We start from the raw sequence: 19,851 nt of genomic DNA, 5'->3' as shown, positions 1-19,851 counted from the left end.
CGAATCTATTCTGGCGGTCGCCATGGCCGCCTGTTTTCCGTCACCGATTGTTGGAAGTTGTTATGAATACTCAATTCCGTAAACGTTTACCTGATTCTGAGCTTTGCTATTACGATACAAAAGAAGCGGTAGAAGCCATCAAACCAGGTAGCTACGAGACTTTACCTTATACCTCGCGTGTGCTTGCTGAAAACTTAGTACGCCGCGCTGAGCCTGAAAAACTCAATGATTATCTTGAACAGATCATCGAGCGTCGTCGCGATTTGGACTTCCCGTGGTTTCCTGCTCGCGTAGTGTGCCACGATATTTTGGGCCAAACTGCTTTAGTCGACCTTGCGGGTCTGCGTGATGCTATCGCTGAAAAAGGCGGCGATCCGGCTAAAGTCAATCCAGTCGTACCGACTCAGCTGATTGTCGATCACAGCTTAGCTGTAGAGCACGCCGGTTATGAAGAAGATGCATTTGAGAAAAACCGCGCGATTGAAGACCGTCGAAATGACGACCGTTTTCACTTTATCAACTGGACCAAAACGGCATTTAAAAACGTTGATGTGATCCCGCCAGGCAACGGTATTTTGCACCAAATCAATTTGGAAAAAATGTCGCCAGTTATTCAAGCGCGCGACGGTGTTGCCTTCCCTGATACGCTTGTTGGCACCGACAGCCACACGCCACACGTTGATGCACTCGGTGTTATCGCCGTTGGTGTGGGTGGCCTTGAAGCGGAAAGCGTGATGCTTGGTCGTGCGTCTTACATGCGATTGCCTGATATTGTTGGTGTTGAAATCATTGGTAAACGCCAACCGGGGATCACCGCAACAGATATCGTACTGGCGATCACTGAGTTTTTACGTAAAGAGCGCGTAGTTTCTAGCTACTTAGAATTCTTTGGTGAAGGTACGCAAGACCTTAATTTAGGTGACCGTGCGACAATTTCAAACATGACACCAGAGTATGGCGCAACCGCGGCCATGTTCTACATCGATGAGCAAACCATTGATTATTTGAAGCTCACAGGCCGTGATGACGAGCAAATTAAGCTGGTGGAAAAATACGCTAAGCTAACTGGGCTTTGGGCTGATTCCCTAGAAAACGTGCAGTACGAGCGTGTACTTAAGTTCGATTTGTCGACGGTGACGCGTAATATTGCAGGTCCTTCAAATCCGCATCGCCGCGTTGCAACTAACGACCTGGCTAATCAAGGTATCGTTAAAGAGATTGAAGCGCCAAAAGATGGCTTGATGCCTGATGGTGCGGTGATCATCGCTGCTATCACTAGCTGTACTAATACCAGTAACCCACGTAACGTAGTTGCCGCAGGCTTGTTGGCACGTAATGCCAATAAATTAGGTCTTGCTCGTAAACCTTGGGTGAAAACGTCTTTTGCACCGGGGTCAAAAGCGGTACGTTCTTATATGGAAGAGGCAAAGCTCCTACCTGAGCTTGAGCAGCTCGGTTTCGGTGTCGTTGCCTTTGCTTGTACGACTTGTAATGGCATGAGTGGCGCACTCGATCCGAAAATTCAACAAGAAGTGATTGACCGTGATTTATACTCAACGGCAGTGTTATCGGGTAACCGTAACTTTGACGGTCGAATTCACCCTTATGCAAAACAAGCCTTCTTAGCTTCACCGCCGTTGGTTGTGGCCTATGCAATTGCAGGCACCGTGCGTTTTGATATTGAAAATGGTGTCTTAGGTCGTGACCAAGAAGGCAATCCTGTCACGCTTAAAGATATCTGGCCGAGCGATGAAGAAATCGATGCGGTGATCAAAGAAAGTGTAAAACCAGAGCAATTCCGCGCCGTTTATGAGCCAATGTTTGACCTCACTGTAGACTATGGTGAAGACAACGACCCACTTTATCAGTGGCGTCCAACGAGTACCTATATTCGTCGCCCTCCTTATTGGGAAGGGGCACTCGCGAGCGAGCGTACCATGAAAGGCATGCGTCCATTAGCGATTTTAGGTGACAACATCACCACTGACCATTTATCGCCATCGAATGCGATTTTGGCAAGCAGTGCGGCGGGTGAATATTTGGCCAAAATGGGCTTACCAGAGGAGGATTTCAACTCATACGCGACACACCGAGGTGATCACTTAACGGCGCAGCGTGCGACATTCGCCAACCCCAAACTGTTAAACGAAATGGTGGTAGAAAACGGTGAAGTAGTACAAGGTTCACTGGCGCGTGTTGAGCCCGAGGGCAAAGTCACCAGAATGTGGGAAGCCATCGAAACCTATATGGAGCGTAAACAACCGCTGATCATCGTTGCTGGCGCAGATTATGGCCAAGGTTCGTCTCGTGACTGGGCTGCAAAAGGTGTGCGCTTAGCCGGGGTTGAGGTTATCGCAGCGGAAGGCTTTGAGCGTATTCACCGTACCAACTTAATCGGTATGGGTGTACTACCACTTGAGTTTAAAGCGGGCACTACCCGTAAAACGCTTGAGCTTGACGGTACAGAAACCTATGACGTTGAGGGTGAACCGGCACCTGGCGCTACTTTAACTCTTGTGATTAATCGTCAAAGTGGTGAGCGCGTAGAGGTGCCTGTGACTTGTCGATTAGATACCTTTGAAGAAGTATCTATTTACTCTGCTGGCGGCGTGTTACAACGCTTCGCTCAAGACTTCCTCGAAGCGGAAGGCGTATAACCATGAGTCAATTTAAGCCGCAAATTAAAATTCCCGCCACTTATATGCGTGGCGGCACCTCTAAAGGGGTGTTCTTTAATTTAACAGATTTACCCGAGTACGCGCAGCAACCGGGCGAAGCGCGAGATAACTTGCTGCTACGTGTGATTGGCAGCCCAGATCCCTATGGTAAACATACCGATGGCATGGGCGGTGCAACTTCCAGTACCAGCAAAACCGTGATTTTAAGTAAAAGCGACAAAGCCGACCATGACGTGAATTATCTTTTTGGTCAGGTTGCTATCGACAAACCATTTATTGATTGGAGCGGAAACTGTGGCAATTTAACGGCTGCGGTGGGGGCATTTGCAATCAGCAACGGCTTAGTCGACGCGAATAAAGTGCCAGAGAACGGTGTTGCTGTCGTTAAAATCTGGCAGGCGAATATTAGCAAAACCATAGTGGCGCATGTTCCAATCAGCAATGGAGAAGTGCAAGAGACGGGCGACTTTGAACTGGATGGCGTAACTTTCCCAGCAGCAGAAGTGGTGGTTGAGTTTATGGATCCAAGCGACCCAGATGTTGATATGTTTCCGTCGGGCAACCTCGTCGATACAATAACTGTGCCTGATGAAGGCACCTTTGAAGTGACGATGATAAGTGCCGGGATCCCAACGCTTTTCTTCCGTGCTTCCGATTTAGGCTATGAAGGTACAGAGTTACAAGAAGCAATTAATGGAGATCCAGCGGTACTTGAGCGATTTGAAAAGATCCGTGCTTATGGCGCAGCTAAAATGGGTTTAATAGGTCATATTGACGAAGCGAAAGTTCGCCAACATACCCCAAAAATCGCTTTTGTTGCACCTGCTAAATCTTATGCTGCGTCGAGCGGTAAAGTGGTGGAAGCCAATACCATCGATTTAAACGTTCGCGCCTTATCTATGGGTAAGTTGCACCATGCGATGATGGGAACTGCCGCTGTGGCGATAGCAACCGCGGCGGCAATTCCTGGCACCCTAGTTAACGAAGCCGCTGGTGGTGGTGATCTTAACTCCGTGACCTTTGGACATCCGTCAGGCACCTTAAAGGTTGGCGCTGAAGCACTGCAAGAGTCTGGTCGTTGGCAAGCTAAAAAAGCCGTCATGAGCCGCAGCGCTCGCGTGCTAATGGAAGGCCGAGTTCGCGTCCCAGAGGCGTAGCTCCATACTAAATTAAAGGCTCTGTTCCCAAGAGCCTTATTCTCTACATAAGAAAACTCTCGAGTTGTTGCTTGGTCGTTAAGGTGTGCCTGTCATTCGGCTTTTTCTTTGATTTCCACCATGCAGACTTGAAATTCATAAGGACGATATGATGTTTGAAGCTTTACTTTCTGTGGCAATCACAACCGCGGTGTTGCTTGGCTCTCCCGGTCCAGCGCCACTTGCGCTGGCTGCAACGGGGGCGAGTCAAGGTGTTAAAAAAGGCTTCCCATTCTTAGCAGGTATTTTGGCAGGATTGCTTGTTGCGGTGATCTTTGCAGCCACTGGAATTGCAGGGTTACTGGTTAGTCATCCCCAAGTGACACTCATGCTCAAATGGCTTGCAGCCGCCTACTTAATTTATGTTGCCTACAAAATTGCAGCAAACAACGCGGCGCTTGGCAGTGCAGGTGCGCAGCTACCGAGCTTTAAAGATGGGTTTATTCTTAACCTCCTCAACCCCAAAGCCTACGCGGCTTGTATCGCTATTTTTGCGACGGCTTCGGTGCCGGCAAGCTCAAACCTAGTTGCTACGCTACTTGCCGCTAGCGTGTGCTACGTGGTGGCGATAGTGGTCGACACAATGTGGCTGGCATTAGGTGGTGTGGTTTTTAAAACACTGAATGGTGAGGCAGTACTCAAGCGGATCCGAGTTGGCTTTGCGTTGACTTTGATTGTGCTTGTTCTTTACGGGCTATTTGTCGTTTGAGGTTGATGGGAAGTCACAGGCATAGCTTTTAGACTTGAATAGATGTAATAATCTAAGTTATGCATCCGCCACTCAAAAAAGCCAATGATCGTTCCACCTGGTGAAAACAACGTCCCCATAAGTGACATCCGTGTTGAGTTTTCGGACTCGGCATTTGCTTTGAGAACGTTAAGAATAGGGGAATATAAACGGTTGGAGCGTCTGTTTTCGCTTAGATATGGTGATGAGTACGATGCCGAAGAGTTATTAAAGTTACGACAACAAAGAGTGCTAGTACCTTTTTTACAAGCTACTGAAGATAAATCAAAGCACTGTATTTGTGTGCGGCAAACTCAAACGCGCGAAATGCTTGGCATGATCTTAATTACAGTCGATGACTCAGCGGCCAAAAAAGTGCTGGTAGAAGAGAGTTGGTTTATCCACGATACTCTGTTCGACAAGGTGTTTTGTTTATTCGTGACAGAGTATTTGAATACGCTAGGTTTCGCTTTGGTTGAATTTAGAGTCGACGAGCGTAATGATTTAGTACGCCGGTTGGTTGAGCAACTTGGTGCGTGTTTTGATGGCATATTACGTCGTGCAGGTGTTTATCGGAACGAGTGCTTCAACCAAGCTGTGTACTCTATTTCTCAGGAAGAGTGGCAGTGCGTTGTTCCTCTGTATTCTATTTACAAAGCATTGCCGCAATAATAATGAAGTTTAAAATGTGCATTTATGGAAAGTAAACCAAAATATTTTCGCTGGCAACTTGGCAGACAACAGTCGGGTTATCAAAAAATGTTACTAGCAACCGCGATGTGGCCAGTTAAGTTTGATATGTATTTAACCTGAGCTTCGGATAATCTATGCCTTTCTAGCAGCCAGTTTTCGCGCTAACTGCGTTGAATTCACTTCCAATAGCCAGCTATTAGTACGTAAATTCGCCTTGTTATCCCCAAAACTCTCTGGCTAGATAAGGAAATAATTTGATTTTAGTTTAAAAACAACCAGTTAGAACATATCTTATCCAAACCTCAGGTTATTTACTAATGTTTCCAACTGGATGCGAAGTACCACCACATACCGATAAAGTCGTTTCAGGGAAACATTTCAGGCTAAATATTGTGTTAAAACGGGCGAAGTTAGGCGGTGAATTTAAGTGTAAAGATCCGCTTTATAGCAGCAGTCGCATTAAATTTTTGAACCTGAACTCGGGATAAGAAGTTAGTTAATTCATTAAAATACCTAAGTTCAAAAGCGTAATATCACTCTAGCCAGAAGTTATTTCTTAATACAAGGCAAATTTGTGCGTCAATAGCTGGCCTATTGCAAGCAAATTTAACGCAGTAGTAAGGGATAACAGCTGCTAGAGAACAAGTTGTTATCTCGTGTTCAGGTTTTGATAAATCAGAGCATTCCGTTTCTAAAGTGGAAGCTGGTACTCGATTGCTGTTAAGTATCGGCTGGGTCCGTTAGCGCGACTAGCTCGGCAACTTGATAATGACGCATGTTCCGGAATTAGATTCTGTTTCACACTCAATTGCACCATTAAAATACTGAGTGACGATAGCGAGCGCTACACTTAGCCCTAAGCCCAAGCCTTTTTGGGTGCGATTACCGACAACAAAAGGATCAAATACTTTATCTTTGATTTCATGTGGAATACCGCCGCCGTTGTCCGTGACTTTAATCGTATATCCAAGTTTTGAAGCTTGAGCCGATATAATCACACAGGGGCTTTGCACTGAGTTATCAGCAAAGGCGTGGTAAAACGCATTTTCTATTACAGGTTGGAAAATCTGCTGTAACAATCTCTCTGGGGCGGTGATAGCAAGTGCTTCGGGAATATCTAAGGTAATATCAATATGTGGGTGTTGATTGGCAAGCTCACTCACACATCGCGTGATAAGTGGCTGTAAGTAAACAGGCTTTACTTCTCCTTCAAATCCAGTATTGGTGATGATTTTGAGCTTGTCGATAATACCGGTGATCCGCTCGGTACTATTGACGACGAGTTTGGCACAGCTTTCAATATTTTCTATCGAATGCAATAAAGCAGACTTGGCGATTTCATTTTTATTTACCCTTTGTCTTACTCCTTCGACAAGCAATAGTTGGTTACTGGAAGCGGTCATGGCGACGCCAATCGGCGTGTTAATCTCGTGGGCAAGTCCTGGGATCAATCGCACCAGCGTTGCTGACTTTTCGGCGTTTATCAGGCGTTTTTGAGTCTCACTGAGTTCACTGATCGCGTGATTAAGTGCTTTGTTTTTTTCTATTAACTCTTCAGTTTGGCTTTTTACCTCCGTATTTAGATAATCAATAATACTTTTACGGATGGCCGAACGAGAGTTGTACAACGCGATGAGGCTAAGTAATAGCAAGATAAAGCAAACAAACGCGGCGCCATAATAGGACTTTACCTTTTTATTGCTGCTTGCAAGGAGTGAACTGAAATCCTGCTCTCTGCGCTCTAAAAAGGTATTGATGTGCGTCATTATTTGTACTTTACTTTGGAGGTAAGCCTCGCTGTACAAAATCTTGAGGGCCTGTTGATTTTTCCCTGCTGCCACGAGTTCGAAGGCTTCACGCTCAAGTGACACGAGTGCTTCACTTTTATCCTCTGCATTTCGCAACATAGTTAATTCATCCGTAGAAACCCCGTTTTCTAATAATAATGTCAGCAGTGCTTTTGGTGCTTCTTTTTCAAATGGCGCCTGACCCTCTTTGACCAGTAACATGTCCCAATAGACGCGGTGCAAATGCTTAGGGCGGGGGGAAGTGCCGTTACGGATCGTTAAGATCTCATCAAAAAATTGCTTAAACTTAGGGTTGCCCGTGGCGGCATAAGCCCGCGCCATCATGGTGAGTTGATCTGAACTGAGTCTTAACTCTTGGGATAACCGAACAAGATTAAAGTTTCTTTCTATTTCTTGCTCTTGCGCTTCTTTATTGACGAATGCTAAAAACGTGAACACCACAGAAAGAAAAAAAAGCAGCATGGAGAGCGCTGATATATGGTAGAAGTACTTAAAGCTAAACGACTGACTTGGGTGAAGTATGTTGCTTTGACTGACAGCCATGTATTCAACGTTGTTAAGACTCGAATACACAAAGTATAGTTAACCTAAGCTCGGAATAACAATTTGTTCTCTGGCCGTTGTCATTCTGCGCTCTGGTTGATCGTTCTAGGCTTTTGTCACTTTGCCGAAGTGAGAAAGCAGCCAAATGGATAACAAGTATTTGGCTGCTCGATGGGTCTAGTCGAAAGTAAGTACGATCCTGCCGTTAATGTCGCTATTGAGCATATCGTTAAATATATCGTTGATTTGCTCGAGTGGCTTGGTTTCAATAATGGCTTTTACCTTGCCCTCAGCAGCAAACTGCAAGCATTCAGTGAGGTCTTGACGAGTACCAACAATACTGCCAACAACACTGATACCTTTAAGAACGGTATCAAATATAGGAATAGGCATTTCTTCAGGTGGTAAGCCAACGAGCACACAAGTACCGCCGCGCTTTACGCTGTTAAATGATGTCGTAAAGGCTGGCTTTGAGACCGCGGTACAAACTACGGCTTGGACTCCACCTAGCTTATTTTGCATTAACTCTGCGGGATCATTGTGCTTAAAGTCGATACATAAATCGGCGCCAAGATCTTTTGCCAGTGCTAACTTTGACTCACCAGTATCGACCGCAACTACATTCAGCCCCATTGCTTTGGCGTATTGCACTGCTAAGTGACCAAGGCCTCCTACACCAATAATGGCAATCCATTCACCGGGTTTAGCTTTCGATACTTTTAGTGCTTTATAGGTGGTGACGCCCGCGCAGAATAGAGGTGCGGCATCGACAAATGACAAGCCTTCGGGGATTTTTACCACGTAGTTGGCGTCAGCTTTACAGTACTGTGCGTAACCGCCGTCGACGGAATAGCCACTATTTAACTGCTCTGGGCATAAGTTTTCGTTGCCTTTTAGGCAGTGTTCACAATGACCGCAGGCGCTATGAAGCCAAGGTACACCGACTCTATCACCAACGGCTAAATGTTTAACATCGTCAGCTTTTGCGATAACGGTACCCACACCTTCGTGACCGGGCACTAGTGGTAATTTAGGCTTAACAGGCCAGTCGCCATGACAGGCGTGTAAGTCGGTGTGGCAAACACCACAGGCGGCTATTTCAACGATGACCGATCCTTGAGTAAGTTGCGGTTTTTCAATTTCTTGAATTTCTAACGGCTGTTTAAATTGGTGCACTAACGCTGCTTTCATCTTTTTGCTCCTTGATTGAGTCGATAGTAGCTTAGCAGCTATAACTAGAAACAATTTGATCCGAAACAATGAATAAGATGAGAGTAAATAACCTGAGCTGCGGATAATTAATGCCTTTCTAGCAGCCAGTTTTAGCGCTAACCGCGTTGAATTCACTTCCAATAGCCAGCTATTGGTGCGTAAATTCGCCTTGTTTTCCCTAAAACTTGCTGGCTAGACAAGGAAAAAACTAAGTTATGCTTTAGCAACAATGAGTTGGAACATTCCTTATCCAAACCTCAGGTTAAATAAAAATGGCGAGCACAATGCTCGCCATTTCATTACTTAATTACAAAAAGTAGGGAGTTATTTTCTTCTACGTAGCAACGCAAGTGGTGCTGCTAGTAGTAACCAAAATAATGAACCACTTGAAGATTTTGATGGTGTCGGCGTCGGCGTTGGATCTGGAGTCGGTTGTTCTGACTCTTCATCCATTAAGTTTGTTACCTCGACCATAATTTTCGCAGGCTCAGATACATTGCCACCGGTATCAGTCGCCACGACTTCAAGCTCAACGCTTTCTAGTCCTGAGTCGAAGTCTAGTTGCTCGCTGTTGGCGACAATGACCTGTCCTGATGAATTAACCGTGATAGCTGAAGAAGTTGAAGCAATAACAATAAACTCAGAAACTGGGTTCGCAAAGTCAGATGCATATTCAACCTCTAGTTGGCCAATAACGGTATCGACCGCTGTATTTTCCTCGACTGAGAATGACTGATCAGCAGTGATGATTGGCGCTTTCGCTGATTCTTCTGACGGAGAAACAATAACTGGTACCGCGCCGTTACTTGATAGAATCATGAAATCATTGTCGGAGAAAGTTAGGTTTGCTGACTCACCAGGTGCAAGCTCTGTTACTTCATTACCAGCATCATCAACGAGCATAGCTAAGCCTTCTGCTTCAGTTGTAGCTACTTCCATTGCTGGTGCTTTTATCATGAAACTATCAGCGAACATTTCGTCTAGAGAATTTGATGGGATCGGCATCCAAGTCTCTTCTTCAGTGCGGAAGCGAATCTTGGCTTCCACTCCGGTTGCGACCTGCTCGGCTGTAAGTCCAAATGCATCGGCACAACTACTCATGGTGACGAAATTATTACCAGATGCAAATTGAATATTAGTAATAAAACCGCTTCCTGAACCATAACCATGAGTAAATGAGATAGCGCTACCAGATAGGAAATTGCCAAACCATTCTTGCTTGCCGTTTTGAACAGTTACATCATAAGTGCCATCTGGCGATGTCCCACCTTCAGCTGGCAAATCGAAATCAGCCATAAAGCCACCTTGATAAGTGTGGATAATAGGTTGATTAGTAACCATGGTCGTCAATAGCATGTAACCGGTATCACACACGTCAGTTGAGACTGAAGTTGTTTCTACAGCAGCACCGATTATATCTAAACGTTCGCTATCACCTGCTTCATCTTTTGCAACCGTTGAAGCAAAAAATGGCTTTAAAGTCGCAGCGCCAGTATTGGTTAATACGTGTCTAGCACCTTGGTCATCAACAACAGGCATAACTTTCGCGTTAGCAGCAGCTTTTGGTAGCACATGATAAACCAAGTGCAGTGCTTTTTCGTCGCCAGACATAAAGTTCAATGCACCATCAAGCTCTAATGTTGTAAGGTCGTGTGTTGCATCCAAGAATGCCATGTTGGCAGAAGTTAATGTCCATTCAGGGAGTTTAGTTGGATCTATAGTTGCTGTAACGTCAAACGAAATGGTTTGCCCTGCAGGAACGGTGATCGACTCAGGAAAGGCCATACTAAGTGCGCCACGCGCAGCGTCGTCAGCAAATCGTTGCTCATATGCCAATGTATAGGTTTGTTCTTGGTTCGAGAAGTTTTTAACGACTACCTTTTTGGTGATAGATGAAGTTTCAGATAGTGAAACCAAGCCAAATGATAGCGCCGCTTGCATCGTATCTTCAGCCCATGCTGCAACCGGAAGGTTTGCCGCTTTTTCAACATCTACAAGACCTGAACCAATAAAGCTGATTGGTGCAAGCGCTGCATTTGGGTTTTGCGAGCGAGGTTCCATGGTAACATCTAAGTTAGCCGCATTCATTAATGTTGCTTTTAGCTCAAAACCATTGCGATTTGGTAGTGCTTCTTTAAGCATACTCATGGCACCAGCTGTAATAGGGCCAGAGAATGAAGTTCCACTTGCTGGAGTAAGTCCATCACCAAGGCCTGGATGTGCAGTCATAATGCTAACACCTGGCGCTGTGATTTCAGGTTTTAATCTTCCGCTGATAGAAGGTCCGCGAGAGGTGAATGACGCGATCATGCCTTCTTTTAGAATGATTGTGGCACTCACATTATAGGCAACATTGTTTCCTGCTAGTAACTGTTGTTTAAGTGCTTTACCTTGGCTATAGCTCAAACCAATTGTCGGGATCTCAATACCTGGAGCACTGCCACCTGGTTCAGTTGGACCACCACCTTCAACATTATTGGCGATCATCACCAACTTAGCGCCTTTCGCTTGGGCGTTTAGCACTTTTTGAGTGAAGTTACAGCCGCCTCGGTCAACAAGGACCGCTTTACCTGTAAAGTCGACGTCGTCTGCAAAAGGATCGCAAGCAATAGATGTGGCATCTCCTCGGTCATTCTTTTCAGTCTCAACAAATGCTAGCGGGGTTGTGTCACTACTAAACTCAAATTCTTCAAAGCCCTCAGGGTTAAAACCTGCCGCACCTGCTTCAGCCGTTTCCCCCATCAAGGTTGCTAAAATGTGCTGACCTTTTATGACAGAGTGCTCCATCGCACCGACTGAAAGTGCATTATCGGTTGTACTAGGGCCACCAACAATAAACGGTGTAGGGCCATCATTACCAGCAGAGATAACAACGTTAGTACCTAGCATCACGGCTTTATCAATAAGCTCTTGTACCGCCCCTGCACGGTTATCACCAAAGTCTCCGCCTAGTGACATGTTAACAACATCCACTCTGTCAGAAATATCACCGTCTCCATTTGGATCCATGGCAGACTCTAATGCTAAAAGCTGGGCTAAACCAGGACAGCTATCATTATCACAGACTGAATACACAAATAGCTCAACATTCGGTGCGATACCGGTTACTGAATGAGATACGTGAGTACCGTGATTAGTACCTACGTCAATTGGATCTGGATCGTTATTGATAAAATCATAACCGCCTAGCACTTTGCCTTGTGGCCAAGCTGGAGTGTCTGAAGGGTTATTTGCTGCAGCTTCATACGCCTCGGCCGTACCAGCGCCGCCAAATGCTTGGTGAGTGTAATCAATACCCGTGTCAAGTACTGCAACACGAATTCCTGCACCTGTAACTTCACCTGTTGAAACTAAAGGCGTTGCTTTTATGTAATCGGCACTGTCAGCCACATTCAATTTATAATCAAATACAGGTAGTACCGAGTGTACTAATGGATTGTTCAGCAGTTTGTTAACCTCTGCTTCTTCGCCATTGACGATAATTGCGTTGGTTAGCTTAGATGTCTTCGCCACAACTTGAAGTGTTGGACTAGTGTTAGCAATTGTAGCCTCTACACTTTGTTGAGTTTGCTGAATACTTGATGTTGCATTTTTAGAATTAATGCCAGCAAGACTTTGTTCAGCCACTGAGGGAGTTGTTAATTTAACTAACCATGTTACAACGTTCTGTGTAGATTTCCTTGTCTGTTTATTCTTTAATTCTGGATATTGACTTTTTAGAGATGGTTTATTTTCAAAGTTATATTGATTGTACGTCGCAGCAGCAACTGTAGAAGACGACAAAGCAGTCACTACAGCGATTGTGAGTGCTGACTTATTTAGAGTTGACATCGGATTTCCCCATCATACTTGTTATGGTTTTTAATTGTTTTATTTACATCCCATTTCAGGATTTGAACAAATATAGTTCCTTTTTGGGTGGCATTTCAACTTTTTGTTACGAAAAGTGGGATTTTTTTACTTTTTTAATTCTTTTCTCATTAACAATTTCATGATGTAGGATCATAAAATGGGAATACGTCTTTTCTCATTGGCTCGAACGCTGCTGAGATGGTGGGGTCAAAGTGTATTAGCAATACAGCAAGTTAATTGAATATTTTTATTGCTAATATCTCCACGCTATTCTTAAATAATAGTTCATTAAAAAGAAGTCCTTAGCCCAATAAGTCTTATATATCACAGGAAAGCAAATGGATCTTAATAGCTTTAACCTCGGATGTTTAGCAGGAATTTTTTCCGCAAATAAGCAGTCTCCTGAATTAACTGTATTGTTTGACGAGTTCGTGCAATGTTTTGGTAAATTGAGTGGCGTTGATACTCAGTTTGATATGAATGATTGGAGTAGTGTTCACACTGAGTATGGTGTAGCCATTTCCCCTGTTCAGGCCGCTAAATGTTCTCAAGAACAGCTGCGTAGTTTGGTTTTTATGCAGGGCGTAAAGGCAGCGATTGAAGATAAATTGAGTGAAGGCTTATCCGAAGTGCGTATTTTATACGCAGGCACCGGTCCCTACGCCACGCTATTGCTTCCATTGTTAGCACTACACCCCAGTCTTCCTATAAAAGCTACCCTAATAGATATACACCCAGAAAATGTCGTAGCGGTGAAAAAGTTAATTGATACTTTTGATGTCGAGCACTGTATCGAACAGCTGGTTTGTTGTGATGCATTAAAATGGCAGGGTGAAGAAAAATGTAGCTTTGATATCGTGATTTCCGAGACGATGACGGCACTACTAAAAAGAGAGCCACAAGTTTGGATCTTCAAGCATCTATTTCCCTACCTCAAAGAAGACGGTATTTTGATCCCTGAGTCTATCGCATTATCGGCAACATTAAATAGAAAAGGGGAGCAAATACACATTGGAGAATTTTTTAACCTACAGAAATCTTCGGTACAGAAACTCAGTGGTGGTGACGATACGCTATTAAGTGGGAAGCTGGTTATCCCAGATAGCCACCAGCCAGGAGATGGCTTTAAGTTGCAAACGGATATCGTCGTTTATGATCGCTACGGACTCGGTGAAAATGAATGCAGTCTCAATATTCCATTTACCATCCCATGTGAAGCAACTAATTTATCAGCTGGCGCTATTGTCAAATATGCATACGTCAATTATGAATCTCCCGAGTTCGTGTTTGACTTCCCATCACCGCCGAGTTTCGTGCAAGATAATTGCCTTGCACCCATAGATGAACAGGGAAAGCTTGGCCTAGTTGGAATAAAAAGTGTTTTTCAGCATTCTCAGCTCATCAAGTATGGTAAGAATATGGCTATGCCTGAAAACCTTTGGTTATGTCAGCAAGCTTTATGTGATGTTTTTAATGTTTCGCTTCAAGATTGGCTAGCGAAGCTCTATCAATCGGTTACTTTAGAGGCTTTTGAGGAGTGGCTAATGGAACAAGAATCGAGATTACAGGATAGCCCTTTTATTAGTGAACTTAATTCAAAACTTCTACTTAAGTATAAAAGCGAATGAGATGGTCACATTAGTTCGAGGTGTTTTTACACAACTTCCAGCTTTGAGCAAAATGGAGAATGCGGATGATAATAAAGAATTTATCTTGAGCAATTCGCTGCTTGCTCATCAGCAGTTATTTTCTGAATCCAACATACACTATTTAACAATCCACTCAGATAGTGAAATAGTTGGCTTTATTATTTTAGCCGTTGAACCAGAACTGAAAAATGTTGAATTTCGCCGTATTGTGGTTGCTAAAAAGGGATTGGGAATAGGGCAAGAAGCGATAAAACAGATGGAAAAATACGTGTTAGAGGAGTTGTGTATAACGCGCATTTGGCTAGATGTTTTTGCAGATAATACTCGAGCGCAATACATATACCAAAAGCTTGGATATCAGCAGTTCGATACGATGCCTTACGATAATAGAATCCTGTTACTATTCGAAAAGCACTTACACTAATGGCTAAATCAAGTAACGAAAATTATCAAAAATGGTTAGCTGTATATGGGCGGTTAGTTGACTTCTCACACGATGACTGGCTACTTATGGCTCCGCATATAAAAATCGGTCATATCACAGCCGATACGATACTATTCGCGCAAGGCGAGAAAATCTCTAGTGTTTACTTCTTATTAGATGGTTATGGACGCTATTTCTACCTAGATGAAAAGGGTAGTGAACGGAATAAATCTCTGCTACAAAAGGGCGGAGCATTCTCTTGTTTATCTTGTTATCTGGAAGATCAGCCAAGTCCATTTTCAACTCAAGCGCTAACAGACAGTGTGATTGCCGAAATTCGCTATGCTGACTTAGTCACTGCATCTGAGCAAAACTTCAACTGGGGGCGGTTTGTACGCAAAATGTATGAACAGTTGGTGCTTAAAAAAGAGAAACGCGAAGCGGCGTTACTTCAGTTAAGTGCAAAGGAAAGATACTTACGCTTTACCATAGAAAATCAAGCATTAAGTCGCTCGGTTGCATTGCGCCATATCGCGATGTATCTCGGGATCACGGATGTATCGCTGTCGAGAATTAGAAAAGAGCTTGGCTTAACATAGGTTAAGGCGCAGCAACAAAATTCGATTTACCTTATCTTTACATTTTGTCTTAATGGTAAGGAATAACATCATGAAAAAGCTACTGCCTCCTATTTTACTATTTTTATTTGTCATATTGATGCCTGTGGTGTGTTGGTTGGCTGCTGCACCACATTTAATTTATTACCCTTTCAATCTTTTAGGGTTAGTACCGATTGCTTTGGGGCTTGTACTGGCCAAGTCGGGCAGCACAATATTCGCGAAGGAAGAAACCAATATTATGACTTTCAATAAGCCTGATAAGTTAGTGGAGGCTGGGGTATTTCAATATACCCGTAATCCCATGTACCTAGGCTTTGTCATTGCATTACTGGGCTATGCTGTATTAATCGGTGGTGCACTCGTGTCATTTTTATTTGTGATTGCTTTTTTACTTATTACAGACAGATGGTACATTCGGTTTGAAGAAAAGATGATGGAACAAACTTTTGGAGATGCCTATTTACGCTATCAAAGGAGAGTGCGTCGTTGGCTTTAAATTCCAAGCATAAATGAGGATAAAATGAAAATGGTGCAAGATATTGATTATTCAAAATCCCTACAAACAATCGTTGGTAAGGTGGTTAGAGTTTACCAATCTGGAGATATGCTTACCCAAGATCACCAACCTCAGCGACTCAATATTGAGTTAAACGACGCGCAACAGGTCGTGCGTATGTGGTGGGGATAGCCCCACCCAGTTTTTATATTGATTGATGAAAATGGTGTATTTCGTCTAATCAAATCATTAAAGGTATTAAGATGCACATTGACCTCGTTAAAGTATTTTTTGTTGTAGCTACGTTCACGAGCCTAGCTGTTTACGCCGTTAGCTACGATGAAATTACAGATATTGATGCGCTAGCGGCGCATTTTGATGAGCCCACTTTTGAACAGTACTTCTTAGAAGAAGGTATGGAATTTATTTGGTTTTACTTTAAGGATATTGACCACTCTTTTTTGATTAATACTGAGACGGGAGAGGTCTGCCATCATTTTAAAGGCAAAAAGAGAGAGTCTTGTTTTCCGGCAAGTTATTTTGAGTAAATCTATTTAAAGGAGCTGCGATGTCACACTCAAGTTGTAATTTAGTCCAATCCCCTTGCATCAGAAAGTGTTGTTTGGATGATAAAGATGTGTGCTTAGGTTGCTTTAGAACGTTGAATGAAATCACCAGTTGGACAAGTTACAGCGAAGATGAAAAGCTCAAAGTTTTGGCGTACTGTACGAGGCGCAAACAGCAACATGCTCAGAAATATCAAGGAAATTAAATGAAATTGGTGATTGGGACCGAATCAACTTGGTCATTAAGAGCGCTATTATGTGCGTCTATCTTAGATATTGAGTTAGACATTGAACTTATCGATTTGACCTCTTGTGTTGACAAAGCAAAGTTGGCCAATGTATCGCCGACTAAACAAGTACCAGCTTTGCTCGTGGAAGGTCATGTCATTGCTGACTCACTCGCGATTGCAGAGTTCTTCAACGACCTTAGTGAAGGCGGTTTGCTACCACAAGACCCTTATGAGTGTGCACAGGCACGTAGTCTTGTCGCTGAGATGCACGCTGGCTTCACTGCGCTACGCTGTGAATTACCTTTTTCTTTCACGCCAAATACGTCAATAAATTTGTCGGATGCGGCAAAGTGCGAGCTAAAAAGGGTAGAAACTCTTTTTGCTGCGGCTCACTCCCCATTTATGTTTGCAAAGCCAACTATGGTCGATGCATTTTATGCTGTGCTTGCTTATCGTTTATTTAGCTACGGTATTCAATTGGCGCAACCTGCAACGGAATATCAGAATGGATTAGTTGCATGGCTTGAAGCTCGTAACGTATTGCACTTAGTGCATTCGTAGTTTTATAGTGTATGCGAAGTACCGTATGAATCTTGAATTTAAAGAACTAAGCAAAAGTCGAAGTGCCAAGTTACGCAAAGTAATACTGCTTAATAGTGTGTTATTACCAGCCACTGCACTTGGTTTTGTCTACCTGCCAGACTTACTCCAAGCAAACATTAATGGTGCTGGAAAACTGATGGCTGCCGTGGGGATGGGGCCAGTTATTGCATTGGTTTATAGCATTATTATTGGTGTGGCGGAGCAACAGTTTGTCCGGTTTGATAACCAAGGTATTACCTTTGGCGGTCCTGTCTCTGGTGAAACCTTTTGCAACTGGCTCGGCGTGCGTGAGCTGACATTGAGCGACGACCAAACAGCGTTGCACGTACAGAGTTCAGGCTTGAATACTACGGTGATGTTTCCATTAAAAAAAATATGGAATTTCGCTCTACGATTATCAGCAAATACAAATGTTTCGCTTCCGACACAGTTATTAAGTTTTTAGTGTCTCGATTTCGACACATATTTTATCGAGTACGAACTCAATTCTATTGTATTGTATTGATTTTTAAATGAAAAACATTTGGCCTGAAATTTGATTCATCATCTGTATTCTCAAAGTGGAGTACAGGGTATGGATATAAAACTGGCGAAAACAAAGCGCATGCCGCTTAAGAAGCTCGCATTGCTTGTTATTGTGCTATTTGTGGTCGGTTTGGTACTTTTTGCCAAAGCATATACCCAAAGTGCATCAAACGTGGTTTTCCAAGAAGAGTTAATCGTTGCTAAAGTCCAACAGGGCGAGTTTGAACTCAGTGTTAAGGGACTTGGCAGTCTTGCATTGGAAAAACGCCATTTGGTTACCAGTAGTAGTGGCGGGAAAGTCGTTGAAGTGTTGGTTAAACCGGGTGAAATGGTCACTCAAGGTACGCTACTTGCCCGGCTTGAAAACCCATCACTGCGCGAAGCGCTCATTCAAAAACATAGCCAACTTACCAAAATTTCAGCGCAACATGAGGCTGAACTTGCAGAATTAAAGGCCAAAGTGCAAGAGGCCCACACCGCACATCATGATGCTTTGCTGGCTTATAAAGCCGACAAAATTCAGTGGCAGGCGCAAAAAACCTTAATAGGAAAGGGCAATAGCACTATCTCTATGCTTGATCATCAACGCAGCGAGTTTGCAATGCAGCGTAGTCAAAAGCAAGTGGAGTTACAGCAAGCGAGGGTTGCCACTCAGCAAGAAGTGCAACAGGCTAAAGCCAAAGCGCAGCTGGCTGAGCAAGCAAGTCTACGTTCCGAAATAAAGCTACTTGAAGAGAATATTGCAGCGCTTGATGTGCGTTCGCCAATTACTGGACAAATTCAGGATGTGCTGATTGAAGTAGGCATGCAATTGTCTAATACCAGCTCGGTTGCAGAGGTGGCAGATCCGCGTTTGCTGGTTGCTAAGATAAACATCGCGGAACTAGATGCGCCGCATGTACAAGTGGGGCAGTCGGCTATAATCGATACTTACACCTCGCGTTTTAACGCCATCGTAAAACGCGTTTCCCCAAAAGTTACCAACAGCCAAGTTGAAGTGGAGCTGAGCATTGAAGGTACTTTGCCAAGAGAAGCCAGAGATAAACTCAACATTGAAGGGGTTATTGTAACGAGCCATAAGCCCGAGGCGATATTCGTCGCAATGCCAGCCAATGCTGTTGCAAATAATCAAGCGAGCGTGTTTGTTGTTGATGAACACCTCGCCACGAAAAAAACGGTTAAGTTTGGTCAGCGTTCGGTAAACTACATCGAAGTGCTTGAAGGACTTAATAAAAATCAAACTATCATTATTTCCGATATGGAAAAGTATACTCAAGATAGCCAAGTGCTAGTGCGTTAACAGGACATCATTATGAACTCAGTCATTCAACTTAATAATATCGAAAAGCGGTTTCAGACGGACGAAATTGCAACTCAAGCGCTAGACGGCATTAATCTCGTAGTAGAGCCCGGCGAGTTTGTGGCTATCACGGGACCGTCAGGGTGCGGCAAATCAACGTTATTGTCAATTTTGGGCTTGATTGATGAACCAAGTAACGGTGAGTACTTTATCAGTGGTAACCAAGCATTTAATTTAAGCTCGGACGAGCGTGCTCACATTCGTGCTAATCATATTGGTTTTATTTTTCAGGCCTTTAACCTTATCAGTGATTTAAACGTGCTTGAAAATGTCATGTTACCGCTGACTTATATCGGCGGCATTAGCCAAAAAGAAATGGAGCAAAAAGCCAAAGACGCGCTGGCGATGGTGGGATTAGAAAATCGCATCAATCATTTTCCTTCTCAGCTTTCAGGCGGTCAGCAGCAGCGCGCTGCAGTTGCAAGAGCCTTGATTAACTCCCCAGACCTCATCCTCGCCGATGAGCCGACCGGTAACTTGGACTCACATAATGCGCAGCAAGTGCTTGGGCTGTTAAGCGAGCTTCATGCTGCTGGCAAAACGATTTGTATGGTAACGCATGATATCGAATCTACGACTTACGCTAGCCGTGTTATCTCTATGCTAGATGGCACAATTTTAAGAGACAAAAAGCAGCTTGAGCACGCAAGTAAAGTCGTAGGAGCTTAG

At 43.9% G+C, this 19,851-nt stretch carries 18 protein-coding genes and 2 pseudogenes; 17 read left to right on the top strand and 3 right to left on the bottom strand.

Going from position 1 to position 19,851, the window contains the following annotated elements; genetic code table 11:
* Window positions 1-62 precede the first annotated feature (62 nt).
* From acnD to NH462_RS14190, 6 genes and pseudogenes are all read left to right on the top strand, one after another.
* Complete coding sequence (acnD, locus tag NH462_RS14215; RefSeq protein WP_069020951.1) at window positions 63-2,657, top strand: Fe/S-dependent 2-methylisocitrate dehydratase AcnD; 2,595 nt, start codon at window positions 63-65, stop codon at window positions 2,655-2,657.
* Window positions 2,658-2,659: 2 nt separating this feature from the next.
* The gene (gene prpF / locus NH462_RS14210; RefSeq protein ID WP_253106194.1) at window positions 2,660-3,835 is read left to right on the top strand and encodes a 2-methylaconitate cis-trans isomerase PrpF; all 1,176 of its coding nucleotides are present in this window, start codon (window positions 2,660-2,662) and stop codon (window positions 3,833-3,835) included.
* A 148-nt stretch (window positions 3,836-3,983) separates the two neighbouring features.
* On the top strand, window positions 3,984-4,583 hold the full coding sequence (locus NH462_RS14205) for a LysE family translocator (RefSeq protein ID WP_253106193.1): 600 nt from the start codon (window positions 3,984-3,986) through the stop codon (window positions 4,581-4,583).
* Between the two features lie 84 nt (window positions 4,584-4,667).
* Window positions 4,668-5,273: a GNAT family protein gene (locus tag NH462_RS14200; RefSeq protein WP_253106192.1), complete on the top strand. Its 606-nt coding sequence runs from the start codon at window positions 4,668-4,670 to the stop codon at window positions 5,271-5,273.
* Window positions 5,274-5,297: 24 nt separating this feature from the next.
* Window positions 5,298-5,408 (top strand): annotated as a pseudogene (locus NH462_RS14195) (2OG-Fe(II) oxygenase); the annotation flags it as partial.
* 194 nt (window positions 5,409-5,602) lie between these two features.
* Window positions 5,603-5,782, top strand: a pseudogene (locus NH462_RS14190) (hypothetical protein); the annotation flags it as partial.
* 261 nt (window positions 5,783-6,043) lie between these two features.
* On the opposite strand, the gene NH462_RS14185 reads toward NH462_RS14190, so the two are convergent.
* The 3 genes from NH462_RS14185 to NH462_RS14175 all read right to left on the bottom strand — a co-directional run bounded on the left by NH462_RS14185 (window position 6,044) and on the right by NH462_RS14175 (window position 12,688).
* A complete protein-coding gene (locus NH462_RS14185; RefSeq protein WP_253106190.1) occupies window positions 6,044-7,645 on the bottom strand; it encodes a HAMP domain-containing sensor histidine kinase in 1,602 nt (533 codons plus the stop codon).
* Between the two features lie 177 nt (window positions 7,646-7,822).
* Entirely contained in the window at window positions 7,823-8,836 is a 1,014-nt protein-coding gene (gene adhP, locus NH462_RS14180) for an alcohol dehydrogenase AdhP (protein ID WP_069020955.1), read from the bottom strand.
* A gap of 345 nt (window positions 8,837-9,181) precedes the next feature.
* Window positions 9,182-12,688 (bottom strand): S8 family serine peptidase, encoded by a 3,507-nt coding sequence (locus NH462_RS14175; protein WP_253106188.1) that lies wholly within the window; start codon window positions 12,686-12,688, stop codon window positions 9,182-9,184.
* Window positions 12,689-13,047: 359 nt separating this feature from the next.
* Here NH462_RS14175 and NH462_RS14170 point away from each other — a divergent pair, with 359 nt between their 5' ends.
* The 11 genes from NH462_RS14170 (at window position 13,048) to NH462_RS14120 (ending at window position 19,851) form a co-directional block, all read left to right on the top strand.
* Window positions 13,048-14,337, top strand: coding sequence for a phytanoyl-CoA dioxygenase (locus tag NH462_RS14170; protein ID WP_253106186.1), 1,290 nt, complete (start codon window positions 13,048-13,050; stop codon window positions 14,335-14,337).
* A 1-nt stretch (window position 14,338) separates the two neighbouring features.
* Window positions 14,339-14,782, top strand: coding sequence for a GNAT family N-acetyltransferase (locus tag NH462_RS14165; protein ID WP_253106184.1), 444 nt, complete (start codon window positions 14,339-14,341; stop codon window positions 14,780-14,782).
* A complete protein-coding gene (locus NH462_RS14160; protein ID WP_253106182.1) occupies window positions 14,782-15,381 on the top strand; it encodes a Crp/Fnr family transcriptional regulator in 600 nt (199 codons plus the stop codon). Before NH462_RS14165 ends, NH462_RS14160 begins: the two co-directional genes overlap by 1 nt.
* Window positions 15,382-15,451: 70 nt before the next feature.
* Window positions 15,452-15,898, top strand: coding sequence for an isoprenylcysteine carboxylmethyltransferase family protein (locus NH462_RS14155; RefSeq protein ID WP_253106180.1), 447 nt, complete (start codon window positions 15,452-15,454; stop codon window positions 15,896-15,898).
* Window positions 15,899-15,922: 24 nt separating this feature from the next.
* Complete coding sequence (locus NH462_RS14150; RefSeq protein WP_010370159.1) at window positions 15,923-16,090, top strand: I78 family peptidase inhibitor; 168 nt, start codon at window positions 15,923-15,925, stop codon at window positions 16,088-16,090.
* A 71-nt stretch (window positions 16,091-16,161) separates the two neighbouring features.
* A complete protein-coding gene (locus NH462_RS14145) occupies window positions 16,162-16,446 on the top strand; it encodes a hypothetical protein (protein WP_010370157.1) in 285 nt (94 codons plus the stop codon).
* A 20-nt stretch (window positions 16,447-16,466) separates the two neighbouring features.
* Window positions 16,467-16,670 (top strand): DUF1289 domain-containing protein, encoded by a 204-nt coding sequence (locus NH462_RS14140; RefSeq protein WP_088532884.1) that lies wholly within the window; start codon window positions 16,467-16,469, stop codon window positions 16,668-16,670.
* Window positions 16,671-17,255 carry a glutathione S-transferase N-terminal domain-containing protein gene (locus tag NH462_RS14135; protein ID WP_010370154.1) on the top strand — a complete coding sequence of 195 codons (585 nt, stop codon included), beginning with the start codon at window positions 16,671-16,673 and terminating at the stop codon, window positions 17,253-17,255.
* A gap of 25 nt (window positions 17,256-17,280) precedes the next feature.
* The gene (locus tag NH462_RS14130) at window positions 17,281-17,742 is read left to right on the top strand and encodes a hypothetical protein (protein ID WP_253106178.1); all 462 of its coding nucleotides are present in this window, start codon (window positions 17,281-17,283) and stop codon (window positions 17,740-17,742) included.
* A gap of 129 nt (window positions 17,743-17,871) precedes the next feature.
* Entirely contained in the window at window positions 17,872-19,122 is a 1,251-nt protein-coding gene (locus tag NH462_RS14125) for an HlyD family efflux transporter periplasmic adaptor subunit (protein WP_253106176.1), read from the top strand.
* 12 nt (window positions 19,123-19,134) lie between these two features.
* A complete protein-coding gene (locus tag NH462_RS14120; RefSeq protein WP_010370144.1) occupies window positions 19,135-19,851 on the top strand; it encodes an ABC transporter ATP-binding protein in 717 nt (238 codons plus the stop codon).

Origin of the sequence: Pseudoalteromonas sp. OANN1, from assembly GCF_024124685.1 — a bacterium.
In the GTDB taxonomy this organism is placed as follows: domain Bacteria; phylum Pseudomonadota; class Gammaproteobacteria; order Enterobacterales; family Alteromonadaceae; genus Pseudoalteromonas; species Pseudoalteromonas piscicida.
This window is presented reverse-complemented; position numbering and strand designations above follow the sequence as displayed.